The sequence below is a fragment of the Nocardia sp. NPDC056564 genome (genome assembly GCF_042793755.1).
In the GTDB taxonomy this organism is placed as follows: Bacteria; Actinomycetota; Actinomycetes; order Mycobacteriales; family Mycobacteriaceae; genus Nocardia.
The window spans coordinates 236494-254900 of the sequence record NZ_JBHTUR010000004.1; the positions used below are offsets into that span (position 1 = coordinate 236494).

An 18407-nucleotide genomic window follows, 5' to 3' on the forward strand; every position below is an offset into this window, starting at 1 on the left:
GACCCGGATGAACCCCACCAATCCCGACGCCGCCGCCCTCCCCTCGGTCAGCCTGGTCGACGTGGCAAGCTACCTGCCGGGAGAGCCGGTCGGCACCGAGTATTTCACCCAGTTCTCCCGTTCGGACCGGATGGCCAAGAACGTGATGTTCCGCTCGCCCAGGGGCCGCCACCACGTGGACCGGGACGAGACGGCGGTGGACATGGTCGAGCGCGCCGTCGCACCGTTGATCGAACGCCATGGCGCGCGGTTCATTTCGGATATCGACGTGCTGATCACGCACACGCAGCTGCCGGACAATCCGGTCATGGGCGCCGGACCGGAGGTGGCCAAGCGGCTCGGCGCGCGCCCGGCCTTCGTCTACGACGTGCACAACGGCGGGTGCGCGGCGTTCGTGCACATGCTGTCGATCGCCCGAATGGTGTTGCAGACCACCGCCGCCCGCACCGCGCTGATCGCGGCGACGCAGAACTGCGCGGGCCCGGTGTTCACCCAGCCCGACATCCGCAAGCTGGCGCAGGCGCCGGTGCCCGGTGACGGATGCGGGGTGGGGCTGCTGGTCAAGGACGACAGCGCGCCGATCCTGGACATCGAATGCCGCACCTATCCCGAATTCGCCGGGGACATGGAGTTCTCCACCAATGGCGAGCGCAAGTACTGGGAGCCGGGCGAAGGCCAGGGCTGCGTCAGCTTCACCGAATCGAAGATCACCAAGGTGTTCGCCCGCGGCAACCGGCTGGTGCCGGAGGTGGCGCTGGCCGTGTGCGACCGGATCGGGGTGAAGGGGCGCGACATCGACACGTTCGTCACCAATCAACCGAACCGATTGTTCCTGCGCAACTGGCACGACGCACTCGAACTGCCCGCCGAACGGCACCCGGACACCTTCGACACGTGCGGAAACCTCTTCGCCGCAGGCATTCCGGTGACCCTGGACGCGGAGAACCGGGCGGGCAGGCTGCGCAACGGCTCGGTGGTGCTGCTGTCGGCGTTCGCGCACGCGGGTGACTTCGCCGGCGCCGCGGCCATCCGGTGGGGCGCGGCGCGATGAGCCTGCGCGTCATCGACGAGACCACGCCGTCGCGGCGGCGGGGCAGTTCGTCGACCCCGCCCCGGTTCGACCTGACGCTCAGTGAAAACCCGTTCCCGCCTTTGCCTTCGGTGCTGCGTGCGGTGAACAGCGTGCTGGCCCAGGCGAATCGCTACCCGGAGTTCCTGCCGCGGCGGCTGCCCAGCCTGATCGCGCGGCACCTGGGCGTGCAGCCGGATCAGGTGGTGGTCGGGTCGGGCGCGACCGGAGTGGCGATGCAGATCATCCAGTCGCTGACCACACCCGGCGCCGGAATGGTGTTCGGGACGCCGACTTTCGACGGGTACCCGATCATGGCCGAGATGGCCGGGGTCGAGGTGGTTCCGGTGCCGTTGGACGCCGACGGCAACCAGGACCTCGGCGCGATGGTCAAGGCCGTGGACAAGTGGACCGGGCTGGTGGTGGTGTGCCGCCCGCACAACCCGACCGGCACGGTGGCCTCGGCCGGCGCGTTGAGAGCGTTCCTGAGCAGCGTGCCCACGCGGGTGCCGGTGATCCTGGACGAGGCCTACGTCGAGTTCCTCGGCGCCGCGGACTATGTCGACCCGCTCGCGCTGCTGAACCGGCATCCGAATCTGCTTGTGCTGCGCACCTTCTCGAAGGCCTACGGGCTGGCCGGACTGCGCATCGGCTACGCGTTCGGCCGGCGCGAGCTGACGGCCAAGGTGCGCAGGCTGCAATTGCCGTTCGGGGTGAGTTCGGCGGCGGTGGCCGCGGTGTCCGCGTCCTACGCCGCCGAACCCGAACTGGCCGTGCGGACCATGCGGATCACCACCGAGCGGGAGGCGCTGCGGGACGCGCTGCGGCGGCGCGGAATCGCGGTGCCGCGCAGTCACGCGAACTTCCTGTACCTGCCGGGGCCCGGCGTGTCGACCGCGCTACGCCGGGCGGGCATCGCCGCCAAGGCGTATCCCGATGGAAGCGCGCGCGTTTCGGTCGGCGATCCCGAGGCCGATCACGCCGTCCTGACGGCCCTGGCGACGCTGCGGTAGCCGCTCGCCGCGCTAGGCGGCGGGCCGCAGCTCGCCGGCCTCGCCGGACTCATCGGCCTGCTTCGCCCAGCGCTGGGCCAGCGCGGCGCAGGTGATCAGCTGGATCTGATGGAACATCATCAGCGGCAACACGATCAACCCGACCGGCTGGCTGGCGAACAGCACGGTCGCCATGGGCAGCCCGGTGGCCAGGCTCTTCTTCGATCCGCAGAATACGATCACGACCCGGTCCGGCATGCTGAACCCGAAGATCCGGCCCATCAGCAAGGTCGCGGCGATGACCAGCGCGAGCAGCACACCGCACACCGCGGCCAGCGCGAGAATCCGCCACGGCGAGAGCATGTGCCAGATGCCCTCGACCATGCCCGCGCTGAACGCGCTGTAGACGACCAGCAGGATCGAGCCGCGGTCCACCAGCTTCGTCGGCTCGGCGTAGCGGCTGAGCCAGCTGTGCACCTTCGGCCGGATCAACTGGCCGATGGCGAACGGCACCAGCAGCTGCAGCACGATGTCGCCGATCGAGGAGAAGTCGACGCTGGCCTGCCCGGTGGTGTTCATCAACAGGATGACCAGCAGCGGCGTCACGAAGACGCCGATCAGGTTCGACGCCGTCGCGCTCACGATCGCACCGGGCACATTGCCCTTCGCGATCGAGGTGAACGCGATCGAGGACTGCACGGTGGACGGCACCAGGCACAGGAACAGCAAACCGGTGTACAGGTCGTCGGTCAGCACGCTCGGCACCAGCAGGTGCGCCGCCAGCCCGAGCAGCGGGAACAGCACGAATGTGGTCGCCAGCACGACGGTGTGCAACCGCCAGTGGGTGAGCCCGGCCAGGGCCTCCTTCGGCGCAAGCCGGGTGCCGTACAGCAGGAATAGCAATGCGATGGCAATCTTCGTCAGCACGCCGACTACATCGGCCGCGGTACCCCGGGCGGGAAACACGCTGGCCAGGGCAACCGTGGCGAGGATCGACAGGATGAAACCGTCGATATAGAACTTGCTGAGGAATCGCACACCACACGCTAACGCCGAGCGTGTTCCCAGATGGAACCAGAACCTACGTAATTCGTCACACCATGGGACCTCTGCGCATACTAGAGAAATACGAACGATCGTCCGTACACTTCGATGAGGTAGTGCGATGAAGGGATGACCATGAAGATCCGCAGACTCGGCTGGGCCGGCGTAGAGCTCGAATTCGACGGCGCCACACTGGTGATCGACGCCGTGCAGGACAGCGAGCCGCTGCGCAGTTCGCTACCGGGGGACGCGCTGACCGCCCCGCGGCAGCCGAATGCCGCGGCGGCCCTGGTCACGCACCTGCATTCGGATCACGCCGACCCGTCCGCGTTGCGCCGCGTGCTGGCGCCGGACGGGATCGTCCTGCGTCCCGCGCCGATAATCGGCACCGGCGCCGACCTCGCGTGGACCGCGGACACCGAAAAGGGTTTCACCGCAAGCGGTCTGACCACTCGAGTGATGTCGGAATGGGAGACCACGGTGATCGGCCCGTTCGAGATCACCGCCGTTCCCGCCGTGGACGGGCTCGGCGATCCCCAGCTGAACTGGGTGGTCGGCGCGGGCGGCCGGCGGATCTTCCACGGCGGTGACACCACCTTCCACGGACTGTGGTGGCTCATCGCACGCCGCTGCGGCCCGTTCGACGCGGCCTTTCTGCCGATAAACGGTGCGGTGGTGCGGCTTCCGCACCTGCGACCGGCCAGCCCGCTGCCCGCGGTGCTCACGCCGGAACAGGCGGCGACGGCGGGGCACATCCTGGGCGCGCGCACGGTCGTGCCGATTCACTTCGGGCTCGACCGGCCGCCGTACTACGTGGAGGTCGACGAGTCGCTGGCCGAATTCCAGGCTGCCGCCGGCGAACTCGGCGTGGACGTCACCGTCTTGGCGCCGGGCGAATCGCGGGAGCTCGCGGTGTTGGCGGGCGGATAGTTCCGCTAGCGCCGCCGGCGCGGAAATGATCGGCGGCCGCGCGCCGACGCGCCGCGCACGGGCGGCGCGAGGCCCGCATGCTCGGCGAAAGCTGTTGCGTCCGCGGCGGTGGTCGTCTTCGGCCGGTCGGCGGCCCAGGCGACGAAACGCGCGGTGAAGTCGTCGCCGCAGGCGTGCGCGAGCAGCGGGAAGCGGTGCGCGACCTCGCCGGCGCGCTTGTGCAGCAACGCGCGGGCGGCCGCGGCGACGGCGGCGGTGTCGAAACCGTCCGGCACCGGGCTTCCGGCGACCAGGGCGCGAACCAGTGCCGCTTGCCGCGCGGCGAGCGCGTCGAATTCCGGCCGGGTCATGCGCGTGCCGGTCGGGCGCGACCGGTGACGCTCGGGCGGTGCGCGGCGGCGGCGATGGCGTCGAGTTCGTCGAGGAGCTCGGCGGCGGGCGGGTAATTGCCGTCGCGTTCCAGCATCAGCGGCACCGGCCGGCGTTCGGTGAATTCGCTGACGAGGGTGAGGACTTCGGCCGGAATGGGATCGGTGTGCGTGTCGTGATAGCGGCCGCCGGCTTCGTGGCCGCCCGCGACGTGGCAATAGGCGACGCGTTCGGCGGGCAGGCGCCGGAGTTCGGCGAGCGGGTCACGAGAACGGTTGCGGGCGTTCGCGTACACATTGGCCAGGTCGAGCAGCAGGTATACGCCGGTGCGGTCGACGAGTTCGGCGAGGAATTCCGACTCGGTGTATTCCTCCTCGGGCCAGTCGAACAGCGCCGCGATGTTCTCCACGGCCAGCGGCACGTCGAGTTCGGCTTGGGTGCGGGATATGTTGCGCGCCAAGACATCCAGGGAGGTCTTGGCACGCGGCACCGGTAGCAGATGTCCGGCTTCGACGCCACCGGCGCGGACGAAGGCCACGTGCTCGCTCACCAGCGGTGCGCGCGCCGCCGCGGCGCACGCGGCCAGCTGGTCGATCCGGCGTTGGTCCACCGGTTCGGCGCCCCCGAGCGACAACGAAATACCATGCGGCACAACGGCGACTCCGCGTTCGATCAACGCGGACAGCTCGGCGGGAAGCACCACCTCCGGCTTGCCGAGCAGCCGCGCCCGCACCGGCAGCGACTCCGCGATCACCTCGCAGAACCCGAGCCCGGTCAGCTCCGCGATCACCCCGCAGATCTCCGGCCGCCAGCCGATGCCGAGCGCTCCGTCGGCCAACGGCCCGCGCGCAGGCAACGCCGGTTCAGCCACCACAGCCACCACCGCAGCCGCCGCCACCGCCACATCCGCCGCCCCCGCTGTCGCCGCCGCTGCCGCCGTCGCCGCCCGAAGCGCTCGGTGGTTCAACGGCACTGGCGAGACCGGGGTCGAGCGTCATCAGCGCGGCGCCGCCGAAGATCGCGGCCGCTAGCGCGGCGCTCTCGACGCCGTAGGTGGCGTAGGCAGGCGAGTTGGACGGCCGCAGATGCGCATTGCCGCTCAGCGCGTTCTTGCGGGCCAGCCGGCCCAGCGGCGTCAGCCGGGGCTTGGCCACCACCAGCCAGTAGCAGAACCCCTGCACCACAAGGGCGATGACCAGGAACGCGACCGGCCTGCTGTTCAGCGTTCCGGCGACGAACCGCACCACGCCGACCAATCCGACGATCAACAGCGGCATTCCGGCGTCCCACAGCCTGCGCCGGAACGTCGCGTCGGGAAAGTAGCCGCGCTTGATCATCGAGTCCCGCAGGGGTCCGAGGGCGGCGGCCGAATCGGTGGTCAGCGCCGCGACCGTCGGCTTCGCGCCGCCCGCGATCCGGTCGTAGACGGACCTGGTGAACGGGTCGAGCCGGTGCCTGTCCGCGTCGGTCAGCGGGCGGGCCGGCGCGGCCGCCGAGTCGATCAGGTCGTGGCTGCGCAGCCGGGCCAGCGCGGTCAGCACCGCCCGGCGGTCGTCGAACAGCATGGCGATCTCCGGCAGCGACAGATCCAGGCCAGGACGCTCGATGCCGCGGGTATCGGCGCCGCCGCGGGTGACCCGCAACCGCATGATCACACCGATCACCAGCGCGAGACCGACGAACGGCCAATACCAGGCCATGAAGTCGGGACCGGAGATCCCCCACGTGTCACCGGCGGCGACAAGGTCGAACGTTTTCATTTCCACCCCGGAAATCAAGCTGGTACCGCAACGCCCCAAGTATGGACCGCCGTCAGCGCCGCTGACAGGGTTCGACCCGAAACGTAACTCGCCCGATTCAACCCGGCCGGACACCGTCGATGGTTACGCGGGCCGCACCGAAATGGTTCGATGAAACTCGTGACGCGACGCGAATATCAGGTGAATGCGGCGCCCGCACACGGCACGGCGAGCCGCGTGCTGTTCCGGTTCGTGCTCGGCCGCCGCGAATTCGTGCTGCGCCAAACAATCATCGAGCCCGGCGGCAGCAGCGGCTGGCACTATCACGACGGGACGCTGCTGGTCGTCGTCACGCGCGGCACCCTCGATCACCCCGGCGCGGACTGTGCACCGGTGACCTACCGTCGCGGGCGCGTGTTCCGGGAACCGAGCGGCCCGGGTTATCCCCATGTCGCACGGAATACCGGTGCTGTGCCGGTCCGGCTCTGCGTGCTGTATCTGAATCCGGCCGGAAGTCCGCTGTCGCGCGGCGTGCCGGCGCCGGACTGCGCCGAATAGCGGATCAGGTCGCGGGCTGGCAGGCGTCGCGCAGCGAGCACGCGCCGCACGCACTGCCGCAGCCGCCGACCTCGGCGGGCGGGGCGATGGCGGCCGCGGTCGAGGCCGCCGCGTTGGCGCCGGCGCCGAGGGTGAAGAGGGCGACGACAGCCGCGCCCGCGCCGACGATCAGGGCGACGATGCCGCTCGCGGCGAGGGCGACGAGACCACCGGCGAACAACAGCGCACCGGCCGCCAGCGAGGTGGGGGCGGCCACGCGATTCGCGATGCGGAAGGTCTCGTCATCGGACAGAGCGGCCTCGGTGTGCACCCCGACGAAGCGGTTGCGCGGCAGCTTGCCGATCAGTCCGAGAGCGCCGGTCGCGATGGCGACCAGGGCCAGCGCGAACAGGACGAGAGCGACGACGAGCACCAATGCAGGTTATCGCATCGGTGCCGGCCGCCCGGCGGGAGCTACCCGCAACTGTTCAGCACCCCACTCCCCACCACCCCGGACAGGCGTGTTCCACACCGTGTGGCACCAGCCGGCAGGCGTAGCAACCAAACGCACTGTTGGGACCGCTCGGATGGGAACGACAAACCGGGAGTAACGCGAAGCCGGTGCGGCGCAGGCGCGTTCCGACGGGCGGGTAACTTCGTCCCAGACGCGGACGCGGACGCGTCGAGCAGATGAGCACAGCCCGATTTTCGGTACTGCGGTCCGCACGTTCTACCCTGATAGACGAAGTTTGTCGGGGATCGGCGATCACAAGAAGGCAGGACCGTGCAGGACACTCGTGCAACCGATAGCGATGTACCCGAGCACCGGTACACCGCGGAGCTCGCGGGCCGCGTCGAACGTCGGTGGCAGCGGACGTGGAGCGAGCGCGGGACCTTCCATGCGCCGAATCCGGTCGGTCCGCTGGCCGGCCCCACCCCCGCGGACAAGCTGTTCGTGCAGGACATGTTCCCGTACCCGTCCGGCGCCGGTCTGCACGTCGGGCATCCGCTCGGCTACATCGCCACCGACGTGTTCGCCCGCTACCACCGGATGCACGGCCGCAACGTGCTGCACGCGCTGGGCTACGACGCGTTCGGCCTGCCCGCCGAGCAGTACGCGGTGCAGACCGGCGCGCACCCGCGCGACACCACCGAGTCGAACATGGCCACCATGCAGCGCCAGCTCGATCGGCTCGGGCTCGGGCACGACCGGCGGCGTTCGTTCGCGACCACCGACCCCGAGTACTACCGCTGGACCCAGTGGATCTTCCTGCGTATCTACAACGCCTGGTACGACCAGGAGCTGAACCGGGCCCGCCCGATCGCCGAACTGGAAGACCAGTTCGCCTCCGGCGCCCGGCCCGCGCCCGACGGCAAGGACTGGGCGGCGCTGACCGCCGCCGAGCGCGCGACCGTGCTCGACTCGTATCGCCTGGTGTATCAGACCGATTCGGTGGTCAACTGGTGCCCCGGCCTCGGCACGGTGCTGTCCAACGAGGAGGTCACCGCCGAGGGCCGCAGCGAGCGCGGCAACTTCCCGGTGTTCCGTAAGCGGTTGTGGCAGTGGATGATGCGCATCACCGCCTACTCCGACCGGCTGGTCGACGATCTCGATCGGCTGGATTGGCCGGAGAACGTGAAGGCCATGCAGCGCAACTGGATCGGGCGCTCACGTGGCGCGCAGGTCGAGTTCGACGCGAACGGCGAACGGATCGAGGTCTTCACCACCCGTCCGGACACGCTGTTCGGCGCGACGTATGTCGTGCTCGCGCCGGAGCACGAGCTGGTCGACCGGCTGACCGCGGCGGCCTGGCCCGAGGGCACGGACGCCCGCTGGACCAACGAGGGCAGCGCGAACCCCGCGGATGCCGTTGCCGCCTATCGCAAGTCGATCGCGGCCAAGTCCGATCTGGAGCGCCAGGAGAACAAGGAGAAGTCCGGCGTCTTCCTCGGCAGCTACGCCACCAACCCGGCCAACGGCGAACCGATGCCGATCTTCATCGCCGACTACGTGCTGAGCGGCTACGGCACCGGCGCGATCATGGCGGTGCCCGGCCACGACCAGCGCGACTGGGACTTCGCCACGGCACTCGGCCTGCCGATCAAGGAGGTCGTGGCGGGCGGCGACCTGACCGCCGCGGCCTACACCGGCGACGGCCCGATCGTGAATTCCGGTTACCTGGACGGGCTTTCGATCGAGGAGGCGAAGGCGACGATCGTCGCCCGGCTGGAGGCCGACGGCCACGGCAAGGGCACCATCCAGTACAAGCTGCGCGACTGGTTGTTCGCCAGGCAGCGCTACTGGGGCGAGCCGTTCCCGATCGTCTACGACGAGGACGGCGCGCCGCACGCGCTGCCGGAATCCATGCTGCCGGTACGGCTTCCGGACATGGACGACTTCGCCCCGGTGACCTTCGATCCGAACGACGCGAACTCCGAGCCGTCGCCGCCGCTGGCGAAGGCGACCGACTGGGTGAACGTCGAACTGGATCTCGGCGACGGGCCGAAGCGCTACCGGCGCGACACCAACGTCATGCCCAACTGGGCGGGCAGCTCCTGGTATCAGCTGCGCTACGCCGACCCGACCAACTCGGAAGCGTTCTGCGCCAAGGAGAACGAGCAGTACTGGCTCGGTCCGCGTCCGGCCGAGCACGGCGCGAACGATCCCGGCGGCGTGGACCTGTACGTCGGCGGGGTCGAGCACGCGGTGCTGCACCTGCTGTACGCGCGGTTCTGGCAGAAGGTGCTGTTCGACCTGGGCGACGTGTCCGGGTACGAGCCCTACCGGCGGCTGTTCAACCAGGGCTACATCCAGGCCTACGCCTACACCGACGAGCGCGGCGCCTACATCCCCGCGGCCGAGGTGGTCGAGCGCGACGGCAAGTTCTTCTGGACCGACCCCACCGGCACCGAGATCCCGGTGAACCAGGAGTACGGCAAGATCGGCAAGTCGCTGAAGAACGCCATCTCGCCGGACGAGATGTGCGATCTCTACGGCGCGGACACCTTCCGCTTCTACGAGATGTCGATGGGTCCGTTGGACACCTCGCGGCCGTGGGCGACCAAGGACGTCGTCGGCGCACACCGCTTCCTGCAACGGGTCTGGCGGCTGGTGGTGGACGAGGAGACCGGCGCGGTGCGGGTCACCGACGCCGCGCCCGCCGACGAGACGCTGCGCCTGCTGCACAAGACGATCGCGGGTGTGGACGAGGATCTGGCCGCGCTGCGCGACAACACGGCAGGCGCGAAGCTCATCGAGCTGACCAACCACCTCACCAAGACCTACCCCGACGGCGCACCGCGCACGGTGGTGGAGCCGCTGGTGCTGATGCTGGCGCCGCTGTCCCCGCACATCGCCGAGGAACTGTGGGAACGGCTGGGGCACACCGCATCGCTGGCCCACGGCCCGTTCCCGGTGGCCGATCCGGCGCTGCTGGTCGACGAGTCGGTCGAGTACCCGATTCAGGTGAACGGCAAGGTGCGCAGTCGAATCCAGGTTCCCGCCGACGCCGACACCGCGGCGATCGAGGCGGCCGCCCTGTCCGACGACAAGATCGCCGCCCTCCTGAACGGCGCCGCCCCCCGCAAACTGATCGTCGTCCCCGGCCGCCTGATCAACATCGTCGCCTGACCCAGCCGATCTCCCCAAGATACGCACTCCCCCTTGGGATTCGCACCGAGAATAGGGCCTGAAGCCAGTGCGTCTCCCGAGCGGGAGTGCGTATCCCAGGGGTCAGTGCGGGGGGAGGAGGACGTCGTTGAGGGTGACCGTGGCTAGGTTGCGTTCGCGGATGATGTCCACCAGCTGGCCGTAGCAGTGGGTGACGGCGGGGGCGTTGGCGTGGCCGATGATGATGGTTTGCGGGTGGAAGTACTTGCGGGCGCACTCGATCAGGTAGTCCTCGGTGATCACGCCGGAGTCCGAGAGGGAGCCGTACCACATGGTCGGCACGGTGTAGCCGAGGTCCGCGGCCACCTTGTCGACGGTGGCGTTGTGCCGGCCGAACGGCGGGCGGTAGTACGGCGTGCCGTCGACGCCGAAGTTGTTGTGCAGGTAGGCCTTCGCGCGTTGCAGTTGATCGGCGACCGCGCCGGCCGACAACTTGGTCAGGTCGGGGTGGTCCCAGGTGTGGTTGGCGAGCTGGATCTGTCCCGCATCGACCAGGGGACGCAACGCGTCCCGGTGCACGACCCACGAGTCGTAGTAGGCGGTCACGAAGAAGGTGAACCGGGCCCCGGTGTCCTTGGCGAATTTGATGTACGCGCCGACCACCTCGGGACTGGCCCCGTCGTCCACGGTCAGCGCCATGCTGGTGCCGGGCCCGGGCAGCGCGGTGATGGTCGCGGCCGGAATCGGCGTCTTCGGCCCGCCGGGCGGCGGCGGTAACAGGGGCGGGCGCGGCGGGGCGAGCGGTCCGCTACCGGCCGACCCACTGGTGATCGGATCTCCCTCCGCGACCGCGCATCCGGTCAGCGCGACCGCGGTACCCGCGGCAAGCATCAACATCCGGCGTCTATCCACTGCTTTGAACCCTTAGCTCTGGTCGAACGAACCGTCCCCCGCACGCGGCGGGACGGAGCACAAACAGCGCCAGGCTACCGATCGAATCTGTCCACAACCTGAACCGTCGCACACACAGCGACGACGACCTAGCGCGGCGTCGGCCGCAGCACGATCTCGGTCGGATGCCCGTCCCTCGGCGTCTCGATCGCGGTGCGCACCGCGCCGGCCACCGTCTCCGCACGCAGGAACTGTTCCGGCCGGTACTCCCGGCCCTCCTGCGCGATGATCTCGCGCTGCATGTCGGTGTCGATGCGGCCGGGATGGATCGAGGTCACCCGCAGCGCAGGCTCCTCCAGCCGCAGCGCGTCGGCGAACGCGCGCAGCCCGAACTTGCTGGCCGCGTAGGAGGCCCAGCCCGCGTTCGCGCGCAGCCCCGCGCCCGAATTGATCAGCACCACATGCCCACCGGCCGCGCGCAGCGCGGGCAGCAGCAGCCTGGTCAACTCGACCACCGCGATCAGGTTGGCCTCCAACGTGTTTCGCCACTGATCGACGGTCGACTCGGCGATCGAGGCGAGGTCCTGGATGCCCGCGTTGTGCACTAGCACGTCCAACTGCCGGATCGGCTCGACCGCCGCGGCCACGGCGGCATAGTCGGTCAGCTCGACCGGCCAGCCGGTCGCCGCGGGCAGCTCGGCGCCGATGTCGCGCAGCGCGTCGGCGGAACGGGCGCCTAGCAGCAGGTCGTGGGTCGGCGCGAGCTCACGGGCGATGGCGGCACCGAGGCCGCGGCTGGCTCCGGTGATCAGCGCGGTCGGCTTCGGAGAGCTGGTCACGGCATTGGTCATGCGCCCCACCGTAATAGCCCGCGAAAGTCGAGCGATGCACGCATACATTGAACGAACAATCTCGAGCAGCGAATCATGGACGGGGCATTCCAGCGTGAGAACCGCCGAGCACGAGCCACCCACCGGCAGCTGGGACCAGGCCGAGTCGGACACCGCTGAGCGGGCGTACTTGCCGGTGACATCGCAGAATAGGGGGATGGCACACCCGGGTTTCACTCCGACACAGCTCGCGGCCCGCGCCGCCTACCTGCTGCGTGGCAACGACCTGGGCACGATGACCAGTGCCGCGCCGCGCCTGTATCCGCACATGTGGAGCTGGGACGCCGCGTTCGTCGCGGTCGGGCTGGCCCCGCTGAGCGTGGAACGGGCCGTGATCGAGCTGGACACGCTGCTGTCCGCGCAGTGGAAGAACGGGATGATCCCGCACATCGTCTTCGCCAACGGGGTGGACGGTTATTTCCCCGGCCCGGCCCGCTGGGAGTGCCGCAAGCTGGCCGCCAACGCCCCCGACGGCCCGGACACCTCGGGCATCACCCAGCCGCCCGTGCACGCCATCGCGGTGCAGCGCATTCTCGATCACTCCCGGCGGCACGGCCGCAGCACCCGCGCGGTCGCCGAGGAATTCCTGAACCGGCGCTGGCCGGACCTGGTGCGCTGGCACCGCTGGCTGGCGCACGCCCGCGATCCCAAGGAGACCGGGCGGATCACGCTGTATCACGGCTGGGAATCCGGCATGGACAACTCGCCGCGCTGGGACCGCGCCTACGAGAACGTGATCCCCGGCGACCTGCCGCCGTACCACCGCGAGGACGTGCGAGTGGTCGCCGATCCGACGCAGCGGCCGAGCGACCGCGAGTACGACCGCTACCTGTGGCTGGTCGAGCAGATGCGCCGGGCGGGTTACGACGACTATCAGCTGGCCTCGACCATGAGTTTCGCGGTCGAGGACGTGTTCGTCACCGGGATCTTCGCCCTGGCCTGCGAGGTGCTCGCGAACATCGGCGAGGAGCACAAGCAGCCGCACGCCGACGTCCGCGACCTGTACGCGTGGGCCGACCGGTTCCGGGCCGGCGTGGTGGCGACGGCCGATGCCAGGACCGGCGCGGCCAGGGATTTCGACGTGCGGTTGCAGCGCTGGATCAGCACCGAGACGCTGTCCATGTTCGCGCCGCTGCTGTGCGGTGGGCTGCCCCGCGACACCGAGCGCAGCCTGCTGCGCACGTTCGAGGGACCGCGCTTCTGCGGGCATCCGGACCTGCGCTACGCGCTGCCGCCGTCCACCTCGCCGGTGTCGCGCGACTTCCGCTCCCGCGAGTACTGGCGCGGGCCGGTGTGGCCGGTGATGAGCTGGTTGTTCTCCTGGGTGTTCGCCCGGCGCGGATGGGCGGAGCGATCGTTCATGCTGCGTGCCGAGGGACTGCGCCAGGCCAGCGACGGCAGCTTCGCCGAGTACTACGAGCCGTTCACGGGGGAACCGCTCGGGAGCATGCAGCAGTCGTGGACGGCGGCCTCGGTGCTCGATTGGCTCGGCTGAGCGCGGTCAGTCGGGGGTTCGGGTAAACATTGCGCAACCGTATCTTGTGCAACATTGGTCACAGGAAGATCAAATAGCTATCGTCGAACACCATGGACACCTCTCGATGGAGCTCGACCATCCGTCGCCGCGGCACGGCGCTGTCGCTGATCGCGCTTTCGGGCATCCTCACGGCTAACCTAGCCGCGCGGGCGGAGGCCACCCCGACGGGCCCGGACGTCTCGTCCTGGCAGCACATCGACGGGCGGCTGATCGACTGGTTCGCGGTCAAGCGGTCCGGTCACGCCTTCGCCATGGTCAAGGCCACCGAGGGCGTGAGCTACATCAATCCGTACTTCGTGGCGGACAGCCTGCTGATGCGCGCGGCCGGCGTCGCCCGCGGGACCTACCACTACGCCAGGCCGAATCTGCCGCCGGAACCGCAGGCCGCCATGTACGCCGCGGTGGTGCTCGGCCAGAACGGCGCGCTGGACCTGCCGCCGGTGCTCGACCTGGAGACCACCGGCGGACTGCCGCCCGCCGCGCTGATCGACTGGACGCACCGGTACCTGAACGCGGTGCAGGCGCTGACCGGACGGACCCCCATCGTCTACACCTACCCGAACTTCTGGAAGACGGCCATGGCCGACACCACCGAGTTCACCCGCTACCCGCTGTGGATCGCCGACTACCGCGGCAACGACGCACCCGAGGTCCCCGGCGGATGGCCGACCTGGACGTTCTGGCAGACCACCGACAGCGGCGGCATCGACGGCATCGCGGGCAACACCGATTTGAACGTATACAGCGGCGCCCAAGGCGATTTCGCCCGCTTCGCGAACATGTGACCCGCCGGGATCACGATGGCGTCCTCCCGCTCGGCGAGACCGCAGAATGCCGCGCTGTTCGAGAAGCTCGAAGCAGCGCGGCATTCGGTGCGGGCTAGGCATTCACCGCAAGGGCGATGACGACCTCGTGCTCGTTCTCCGGCAGGTAGTGCACCCGCAGGATGCGACCGACCTGCACCTGTCCGACACTGCTTGGGGCGAGGAACTTTTCGACGCGGGTGCCGAAGGTCGACCCGTCCGGGCGGGTGACGACCAGGCCGAGCTCGATCTTGGAATGCCCGTCGCGGATCTCGCCGGGCACCGAAAGCGATTGCACCACAGCCTGCGCCGCGACCCCGCGCTCGGCGATGTCCAGCTTGTGCCGGGTGGTGATGCCCTTGCGGATCATCGACTCGTTCAGCGCCCGCTGCGCGGTGGCCGGATCGCCGGACCTGTCGACCTCGACCTTGTCGGTCCGGCCGGGCAGGTAGCGCACCGGCAGCACCACGCCCGGTTGCAGCAGCGCCAGTTCGGTAAGCGGCACAATCATTTTCGCGGCGGCGGTGAAGATCTTCCCGTCCACCCCCTCGACGCTGAACTCGATGCGGACCTGCGGTTGATCGTTGACGGTCAGGCCGGTCTGCGCGAACGACCGGATGGTGCCGAGACCGACCGGGCCGTCCCGGAATTCGGCGCTGTTGCGGCCGGTGAAGGCGGCGACGATGCCCTCGCCGGTGAACGCGAAGACGATGGGGACCAGGGTGAGAGCGGTGATCGGCAGCGCCATCTGCCAACCGACCCAGGCCATCGCGGCCGGCTCGTATTCATTGGTGCTGACGTAGGTGAGGCCGTGGAAGAGGTAGTAGCCGATGGCCAGTGCGGCGAGCGCGGCGGTGATCCAGCGGACGGATTTCATGATGTTCCTCGATGTTTCGAAAGGTGGTGCCTGCGTTGTCGGCCCGCTCGAGCGAACTCGAGCGGGCCGCGGACGGTTCAGCCGCCGACGACGGTCGAGCAGGCGAAGGTGACGTCGAACTTGGACGACTTCGGGCCGGCCAGCGGGTTGGTCAGATCCGCGCTGACGCCCTCGCCGGTGACCTTGTAGGTGTTGCCGTCCTTGGTCACCGTGGCCGAGCCGCCGGGCATCCCGTTGCCGAAGCCGATCGCGTACGGCTGGCCCGCGTCGCCGCCCTTGGTGCCCGCGATGCCGACCGCCTGCACGGTGTCGGTGCCGGTGATGGTGGCGCTCACCGAGAGGTTGCCGTACGCGGCGTTGGCCGCGTCGGTCAGCGCGAGCGCCAGCGTGCCGCCCTGCTTGGCGCAGGTGGTGGTGAACTTGGCGTCGAACGCCTTGCCGTCGACCGACGCGGTCGACGAACCCGCGGGCGCCGAGCCGGTCTGCGGGGCGGCGGTGGCGGCCGAGGTCTTGGGCGGGGTGCTGCTCGCATTGTCGCTGCAACCGGTGAGGAAGCAGGCGGCCGCGGCGGCGGAGGCGACCAGGGCGGCGGTGACGGACTTGGTGTTCATGGTTTCTCCTGTGTTCGCTGGCCCCGGGTGTCTGGGCCGATACGAGAAACCTAGGAACGGTTCGCGGCCTACCGATCCCAGGTTTTGCCAGGGTCGAATCGGATAAAAGTCCGTTAACCTGGTCGAATGCGACGACCGCGCGCCATGGTGCTCGACGAGGTGTGGCGCAAGCTCGACGGCGTGGAACCGCTCAGCGGTCCGCACGGCGGGCCGTTGCGCCGCACGGTGAAGCTGATCCTCGATCCGCTGGTGATCCGGCCGGTCCAGCACCCGGCGTGCGCGGGGCCGATCGTGACCGCCGACGGCGCGGTGCTGCTGGCCGCGCGGGTGCACGCCGCGGCGGACCTGCTGCGCGCGACGGCGGCCTGGTTCACCGTGCTCAAGCAGGTGCGGCGGGCGCTGCGCATCACCGAGGGGCATCCGCAGGATCTGTATTTCCAGCGCTGTTTCGAGCTGGCGACGACGTCGGGCATGCCGGATCCGTTGCGGGACCGGGCCGTAGCCGAGGCGACGCTGCGCGACCTGCACGAGTACGCGGCGGGTCGCACCACGCAGGCGTTGAAGGAGTATGTCGCGCAACGGACTCCGGAGCTGGCCGCGCTGGTCGACGTCGCGTGGCGGCGACGGCCGTTGACCGGTCCGGCGGGCGGTGATCCCACCGGGACGCTCGCCGAGCTGCTCGACGCCTGTGCCGCCGCCCGATTGGCGCAGAGCCGCGACAACGGGCAGGCGGCATGGGACGAACTGGTCGGCGCGCACGCGGGGACGCACGCGGGCATTCGACTGTGGCGGGACGAAACCGGTTACTCGGCAGCCGAACTGGGGCTCACGGCGCATCCGGTGCCGCGACCGCCCTCGGTCGGTGCGTCGGCCTCGAAAGCCACGCTGGGGCTGCCGTTCGATCGAACCGTGTACGAGCGGGTGTTCACGGCACTGCAGGCCTCCACCGAACGCGCTGAGCTGCCGCCGATTCCGGAGCTGGTGGCCGCCGAGATCGCCCGGAGTTGCTCGCCGTGGGCGCTTTTGGACGAGACGCTGCGGGTCGCGGCGACGGCGGGCGTCGCGCTCGCCGGCGGACTCGCACCGATCGGCACGGCGGTTCACCGTCCGCGTTCGGACCTCGGTGTGGCAGTTTTACCGGGTACACCGGCGACCACCGCGCACCGCGTCATCAACGGCCGCTGGCAGCGGGAGGCGTATGTGTTGCAAGCCCGGCGGCTGGCGGTGCAGGCCGGCACCGAGTCACCGCCGGCCGGGCCGCTGGGCGCGATCGCCGCCGAGTTGTGCACGCCGTGGCGGCCGTACCTGCGGCGGCTGTGGGTCCGGCTGCACGGGCGCGATGTCCGGGAGTTCGCGGTGGACGACCCGGACGAACTGTGGGATCTGCTCGACGGTGTAGCGCGCTCGGTCATCCTCGATCACCGGACGCGGGTCAAACAGGCGCTGAGTGCGAGTGCGGCCGAATCGGATTCGACGGAATCGAGGGCGAGCTGATGAGCGGGACGGTGCGGATCCGGCAGGCCGCCGACGGGCTGTGGGTCATCGCGCCCGACGGTGCGCCGACCGTTCTCGATGGCGCGCCCGAGCTCGATGTGCTGGTGCTCGAGGCGGCGGGCGGGCATCTGACCTGGAGTCTGCTGGACGAACAGTCGATTCCGGCCGCGGTGATCGATGACGTGAAACTCGCGCAGGAGTGGTTGTGGGCGGTCTACGGCGAGGAAATCGCGCTGGCGCTCGACGGCGGCGAAACCGGCGAACTCGTCGTCGCGCCCGGGCTGCCGGAGCTGGTCGCGAGCGCGTGGCGGCTCGGTTACGCGCACTGGGCGGCGCGGTGGTGGCCCGCATCGGCCATCGATGACATTGCGCCGCTGGATGATCGGCTGCTGCTGGACGAGATCGCCACGCTGGCCGAGACCTGCGAGATGATCGTCGACGGCGCGGGCGAGGCCCTCGACGTGGCCGCGCCGTACACCGTCGGCCTGCCGGACGGGCGCGGCCGCGCGGAGGACTACGCGCTCGCGGCCGGCCCGGCGACCTCCGTACCGCCGGGCGCGATGGTGCTGGCCAGGGGTAGCGGCGGCTGGGATTGGCGACGCTGCCCGCCCGGGCTGCTCGACGCATCGGAGCACGCGGTGTCCTGGGAAGTGCTGCGCCAGGCGGGAATCACGACCGTCGTGGTGCGGGTGGTCGCCCTGCCGCGGCGCGACGTGCCGGCCCACCTCCATCCCCAGGCCATGGTGCGCACGGCGGCGGGCTCCGCCAAGGCGACGCTGACCCTGGACGGTGACACGTGGATCGCCGAGGCGCCCGCACCGGAGGGGGCGGAATCCGCTGTGTCCGTGGAGATATACGTCCCCGGCGTCGGCGATGCCGAGCGCAGCGACCCGGGGGTTCGCCAACAGCTGCGCGACTTCGCCGCCGCCCGCCTCCGCCGCGCCGCCGACCCGGCCGACGACGCCCCCCTGCTCGCCGAAATCGCGGCCGCCGCCGGGGATTCGGATTTCTGAC

The 18407-nt window shown here is 69.8% G+C and carries 18 protein-coding genes; 9 read left to right on the forward strand and 9 right to left on the reverse strand.

The window, feature by feature from the left end:
* The first annotated feature begins 7 nt into the window (after positions 1 to 7).
* Together ACFQ9K_RS12470 and ACFQ9K_RS12475 are read left to right on the forward strand one after the other, a co-directional pair.
* A complete protein-coding gene (locus tag ACFQ9K_RS12470; RefSeq protein WP_378715356.1) occupies positions 8 to 1051 on the forward strand; it encodes a 3-oxoacyl-ACP synthase III family protein in 1044 nt (347 codons plus the stop codon).
* Positions 1048 to 2082: an aminotransferase class I/II-fold pyridoxal phosphate-dependent enzyme gene (locus ACFQ9K_RS12475; RefSeq protein WP_378715354.1), complete on the forward strand. Its 1035-nt coding sequence runs from the start codon at positions 1048 to 1050 to the stop codon at positions 2080 to 2082. Before ACFQ9K_RS12470 ends, ACFQ9K_RS12475 begins: the two co-directional genes overlap by 4 nt.
* A gap of 12 nt (positions 2083 to 2094) precedes the next feature.
* Here ACFQ9K_RS12475 and ACFQ9K_RS12480 read toward each other — a convergent pair whose 3' ends face one another.
* Entirely contained in the window at positions 2095 to 3099 is a 1005-nt protein-coding gene (locus tag ACFQ9K_RS12480) for a bile acid:sodium symporter family protein (protein ID WP_378715352.1), read from the reverse strand.
* Between the two features lie 141 nt (positions 3100 to 3240).
* Here ACFQ9K_RS12480 and ACFQ9K_RS12485 point away from each other — a divergent pair, with 141 nt between their 5' ends.
* Entirely contained in the window at positions 3241 to 4035 is a 795-nt protein-coding gene (locus ACFQ9K_RS12485; RefSeq protein ID WP_378715351.1) for an MBL fold metallo-hydrolase, read from the forward strand.
* A 5-nt stretch (positions 4036 to 4040) separates the two neighbouring features.
* On the opposite strand, the gene ACFQ9K_RS12490 is transcribed toward ACFQ9K_RS12485, so the two are convergent.
* From ACFQ9K_RS12490 to ACFQ9K_RS12500, 3 genes are read right to left on the reverse strand one after another with little or no spacing between them, the layout of a single operon-like run.
* Complete coding sequence (locus ACFQ9K_RS12490; protein WP_378715349.1) at positions 4041 to 4385, reverse strand: hypothetical protein; 345 nt, start codon at positions 4383 to 4385, stop codon at positions 4041 to 4043.
* On the reverse strand, positions 4382 to 5275 hold the full coding sequence (locus ACFQ9K_RS12495; protein ID WP_378715347.1) for a DUF692 domain-containing protein: 894 nt from the start codon (positions 5273 to 5275) through the stop codon (positions 4382 to 4384). The genes ACFQ9K_RS12490 and ACFQ9K_RS12495 overlap by 4 nt, the downstream gene beginning before the upstream one ends.
* Positions 5268 to 6164: a TIGR04222 domain-containing membrane protein gene (locus ACFQ9K_RS12500; RefSeq protein WP_378715346.1), complete on the reverse strand. Its 897-nt coding sequence runs from the start codon at positions 6162 to 6164 to the stop codon at positions 5268 to 5270. The genes ACFQ9K_RS12495 and ACFQ9K_RS12500 overlap by 8 nt, the downstream gene beginning before the upstream one ends.
* Positions 6165 to 6323: 159 nt before the next feature.
* On the opposite strand from ACFQ9K_RS12500, the gene ACFQ9K_RS12505 reads away from it, so the two are divergent.
* Positions 6324 to 6701 carry a cupin domain-containing protein gene (locus tag ACFQ9K_RS12505; RefSeq protein WP_378715344.1) on the forward strand — a complete coding sequence of 126 codons (378 nt, stop codon included), beginning with the start codon at positions 6324 to 6326 and terminating at the stop codon, positions 6699 to 6701.
* A gap of 4 nt (positions 6702 to 6705) precedes the next feature.
* Here ACFQ9K_RS12505 and ACFQ9K_RS12510 read toward each other — a convergent pair whose 3' ends face one another.
* Positions 6706 to 7113, reverse strand: coding sequence for an SdpI family protein (locus tag ACFQ9K_RS12510; protein ID WP_378715342.1), 408 nt, complete (start codon positions 7111 to 7113; stop codon positions 6706 to 6708).
* Between the two features lie 351 nt (positions 7114 to 7464).
* On the opposite strand from ACFQ9K_RS12510, the gene leuS reads away from it, so the two are divergent.
* The gene (gene leuS / locus ACFQ9K_RS12515) at positions 7465 to 10311 is read left to right on the forward strand and encodes a leucine--tRNA ligase (RefSeq protein ID WP_378715340.1); all 2847 of its coding nucleotides are present in this window, start codon (positions 7465 to 7467) and stop codon (positions 10309 to 10311) included.
* Between the two features lie 102 nt (positions 10312 to 10413).
* Here the strand turns inward: leuS and ACFQ9K_RS12520 are convergent, their stop codons facing one another.
* A complete protein-coding gene (locus ACFQ9K_RS12520; RefSeq protein ID WP_378715338.1) occupies positions 10414 to 11187 on the reverse strand; it encodes a polysaccharide deacetylase family protein in 774 nt (257 codons plus the stop codon).
* Between the two features lie 143 nt (positions 11188 to 11330).
* Positions 11331 to 12032 (reverse strand): SDR family oxidoreductase, encoded by a 702-nt coding sequence (locus ACFQ9K_RS12525; RefSeq protein ID WP_378715336.1) that lies wholly within the window; start codon positions 12030 to 12032, stop codon positions 11331 to 11333.
* A gap of 196 nt (positions 12033 to 12228) precedes the next feature.
* Here ACFQ9K_RS12525 and ACFQ9K_RS12530 point away from each other — a divergent pair, with 196 nt between their 5' ends.
* The gene (locus ACFQ9K_RS12530; RefSeq protein WP_378715334.1) at positions 12229 to 13566 is read left to right on the forward strand and encodes a glycogen debranching protein; all 1338 of its coding nucleotides are present in this window, start codon (positions 12229 to 12231) and stop codon (positions 13564 to 13566) included.
* A gap of 92 nt (positions 13567 to 13658) precedes the next feature.
* Entirely contained in the window at positions 13659 to 14393 is a 735-nt protein-coding gene (locus ACFQ9K_RS12535) for a glycoside hydrolase family 25 protein (RefSeq protein ID WP_378715332.1), read from the forward strand.
* A 94-nt stretch (positions 14394 to 14487) separates the two neighbouring features.
* Here ACFQ9K_RS12535 and ACFQ9K_RS12540 read toward each other — a convergent pair whose 3' ends face one another.
* Both ACFQ9K_RS12540 and ACFQ9K_RS12545 read right to left on the reverse strand, forming a co-directional pair.
* Positions 14488 to 15291 carry a hypothetical protein gene (locus tag ACFQ9K_RS12540; protein WP_378715490.1) on the reverse strand — a complete coding sequence of 268 codons (804 nt, stop codon included), beginning with the start codon at positions 15289 to 15291 and terminating at the stop codon, positions 14488 to 14490.
* A gap of 74 nt (positions 15292 to 15365) precedes the next feature.
* The gene (locus ACFQ9K_RS12545; RefSeq protein ID WP_378715331.1) at positions 15366 to 15899 is read right to left on the reverse strand and encodes a lipoprotein LpqH; all 534 of its coding nucleotides are present in this window, start codon (positions 15897 to 15899) and stop codon (positions 15366 to 15368) included.
* 144 nt (positions 15900 to 16043) lie between these two features.
* Between ACFQ9K_RS12545 and ACFQ9K_RS12550 the strand changes: the two genes are divergently transcribed.
* Together ACFQ9K_RS12550 and ACFQ9K_RS12555 are read left to right on the forward strand one after the other, a co-directional pair.
* Entirely contained in the window at positions 16044 to 17393 is a 1350-nt protein-coding gene (locus tag ACFQ9K_RS12550; protein ID WP_378715487.1) for a hypothetical protein, read from the forward strand.
* Entirely contained in the window at positions 17393 to 18406 is a 1014-nt protein-coding gene (locus ACFQ9K_RS12555) for a hypothetical protein (RefSeq protein ID WP_378715330.1), read from the forward strand. Before ACFQ9K_RS12550 ends, ACFQ9K_RS12555 begins: the two co-directional genes overlap by 1 nt.
* Position 18407 lies beyond the last annotated feature (1 nt).

What these genes read in the sequence shown, in the direction of transcription:
- ACFQ9K_RS12470 (WP_378715356.1), top strand. Translation starts at nt 8, where the DNA reads ATGAACCCCACCAATCCCGACGCCGCCGCCCTCCCCTCGGTCAGCCTG.
- ACFQ9K_RS12475 (WP_378715354.1), top strand. Translation starts at nt 1,048, where the DNA reads ATGAGCCTGCGCGTCATCGACGAGACCACGCCGTCGCGGCGGCGGGGC.
- ACFQ9K_RS12485 (WP_378715351.1), top strand. Translation starts at nt 3,241, where the DNA reads ATGAAGATCCGCAGACTCGGCTGGGCCGGCGTAGAGCTCGAATTCGAC.
- ACFQ9K_RS12490 (WP_378715349.1), bottom strand. Translation starts at nt 4,385, where the DNA reads ATGACCCGGCCGGAATTCGACGCGCTCGCCGCGCGGCAAGCGGCACTG.
- ACFQ9K_RS12500 (WP_378715346.1), bottom strand. Translation starts at nt 6,164, where the DNA reads ATGAAAACGTTCGACCTTGTCGCCGCCGGTGACACGTGGGGGATCTCC.
- ACFQ9K_RS12520 (WP_378715338.1), bottom strand. Translation starts at nt 11,187, where the DNA reads ATGTTGATGCTTGCCGCGGGTACCGCGGTCGCGCTGACCGGATGCGCG.
- ACFQ9K_RS12525 (WP_378715336.1), bottom strand. Translation starts at nt 12,032, where the DNA reads ATGACCAATGCCGTGACCAGCTCTCCGAAGCCGACCGCGCTGATCACC.
- ACFQ9K_RS12530 (WP_378715334.1), top strand. Translation starts at nt 12,229, where the DNA reads ATGGCACACCCGGGTTTCACTCCGACACAGCTCGCGGCCCGCGCCGCC.
- ACFQ9K_RS12535 (WP_378715332.1), top strand. Translation starts at nt 13,659, where the DNA reads ATGGACACCTCTCGATGGAGCTCGACCATCCGTCGCCGCGGCACGGCG.
- ACFQ9K_RS12545 (WP_378715331.1), bottom strand. Translation starts at nt 15,899, where the DNA reads ATGAACACCAAGTCCGTCACCGCCGCCCTGGTCGCCTCCGCCGCCGCG.
- ACFQ9K_RS12550 (WP_378715487.1), top strand. Translation starts at nt 16,044, where the DNA reads ATGGTGCTCGACGAGGTGTGGCGCAAGCTCGACGGCGTGGAACCGCTC.
- ACFQ9K_RS12555 (WP_378715330.1), top strand. Translation starts at nt 17,393, where the DNA reads ATGAGCGGGACGGTGCGGATCCGGCAGGCCGCCGACGGGCTGTGGGTC.